The organism is Streptomyces sp. NPDC028314 (assembly GCF_055565795.1).
Map to the genome: position 1 here is coordinate 1 of NZ_JBVHTP010000035.1, position 2,026 is coordinate 2,026.

Annotated in this window: 1 protein-coding gene; it reads right to left on the reverse strand. The window is 74.8% G+C overall.

Annotation, left to right across the window (positions count from 1 at the left end; all coding sequences use genetic code 11):
* A partial coding sequence (locus tag ACZ4TG_RS38095; protein ID WP_468173032.1) for a condensation domain-containing protein occupies window positions 1–2,026 on the reverse strand: 2,026 nt, incomplete at both ends.

The window sequence follows — 2,026 nt, forward strand, 5'->3', positions numbered from 1 at the left end:
GCACCGCGCGGGCCTCGGGCCGTAGCCGGACCTGCTCCTCGAAGCGTTCCGTCAGCGTCGGCTCACCGATCGCACGACGCCGGCCCGTCCACTCCTCCAGCACCTGCCGCCGCTCGGCCTCCCCGAGCAGCTCCAGCTCCGACAGCCGCGTCTGCGGGCCGGCCGCCGCCTGCTCCAGCGTGCGGCGCACCATCGCCACGAGCCGCTCGACGGTGGCCCGCTCGTACAGGTCGCAGCTGTAGAGCACCGCCCCCGTCAGACCCGGCCCCTCCTGCGCCCGCAGCAGGAACTCCAGGTCGAACTTGACCGCCCCGGTCGCCAGCGGCTCGGCCGCCCCGGCCCGCAGCCCCGGCAGCCGCGGAACCACCGCGGGCCCGGATTCCAGCGCCAGACAGACCTGGAACATCGGATGCCGCGCCAGGGACCGCGCCGGGTTCACCGCCTCCAGCACCAGGTCGAAGGGGGCGTCCTGATGGGCGAAGGCGTCCAGGTCGGCGGCGCGCACCCGGGCCAGCAGCTCCCGGAACGCCGGGTCGCCGGAGGTGTCCGTACGCAGCACCAGGGTGTTGACGAAGAAGCCCACCAGCCCGGACAGCGCCTCGTCCGGCCGCCCCGCGACCGGCGACCCGATCGGGATGTCCGTCCCCGCGCCCAGCCGGGTCAGCGTCGCCGCCAGCGCGGCCTGCACCACCATGAACGGGGTGCACCGCTCGGCCCGCGCCAGTTCCACGACCCGCTTGTACAGCTCGGCCCCGAAGTCCACCCGGACCATCCCGCCGCGCTGCCCCGCCACCGGCGGCCTCGGTCGGTCGTGGACCAGCCCCAGTTCCTCCGGGAGCCCCGCCAGCGCGGTCTTCCAGTAGGCGAGTTGCTCGTGGAGCGGCCGGCCTTCGAGTGCCGAGCGCTGCCACAGCGCGTAGTCGGCGTAGTCCACGGGCAGCGGAGGCAGGCCGGGAGCACGGCCTTCGAGCCGGGCCGCGTACGCGGCGGACAGGTCCTCGAAGAGCGGACCCAGCGACTGGCCGTCGGTGGCGATGTGGTGGAGCAGGACGAGCAGGGTGTGCTGTGCCCGCTCCCCGGACCGGAAGAGCGTTACCCGCAAGGGGTGTTCGGCCGCCAGGTCGAAGGAGTACCGGGCCGCGCCCAGGACTTCGGCGTCCAGGTCATCGGCCGCCACGGTCCTCAGCTCGAAGGCCGGCGCGGCCGGAGCCGGGTCGACGACCTGGTGCGGAACCCCGTCCGCCGCGGTGAACCGGGTCCGCAGCGGCTCGTGGCGGGCGACGAGGTCACCGAAGGCGGCCCGCAGGGCGGCCACGTCCGGCTCGCCGTCCAGCCGCACCGCGAGCGGGACGTTGTACGAGGTTCCCGGCCCGCCGAGTCCGGCGACCAGCCACAGCCGCTGCTGGGCGAAGGACAGCGGCAGCCGCTCGGGGCGGCGCTCGGCCCGGGTCAGCGGCGCCAGCGCGGGCCGCTGGGCGGCGCCGTCGATGCGCCGGGCCAGAGCGGCCGGCGTCGGGTGCTGGAAGACGTCACGGAGGGTGAGGGCGACGCCCAGGGTCGCGCCGATCCGGTTGGTGAGGCGGGCCGCGAGGAGGGAGTGGCCGCCGTGGTCGAAGAAGTCGTCGTCCATGGACAGCGGCGCGGGGGAGCCGAGCACCTCGCTCACGAGGGTCCGTACGATCTCCTCCAGCTCGCTGCGCGGCTGCCGGCCCCCCGTGGTCAGCGGCGCCTCCACGGCGGGCAGCGCACGCTGGTCGATCTTCCCGTTCGGGGTCAGCGGAAGCCGGTCGAGGACGGCGAACCGGGCCGGGACCATGTGCTCGGGCAGCCGCTCGCGCAGCCAGGTCCTCAGGCCGACCGGGCCCGGAGCGGGCTGCCGACCCGGCGCGAGGGTCACGTAGGCGGTCAGCTCCCCGTCGGCGTGGACCAGGGTGGCCTGGGTGATGTGGGGGTGGGTGGTGAGGACGGTTTCGATTTCGGTGGGTTCGATGCGGAAGCCGCGGATTTTGATCTGGGTGTCGGTGCG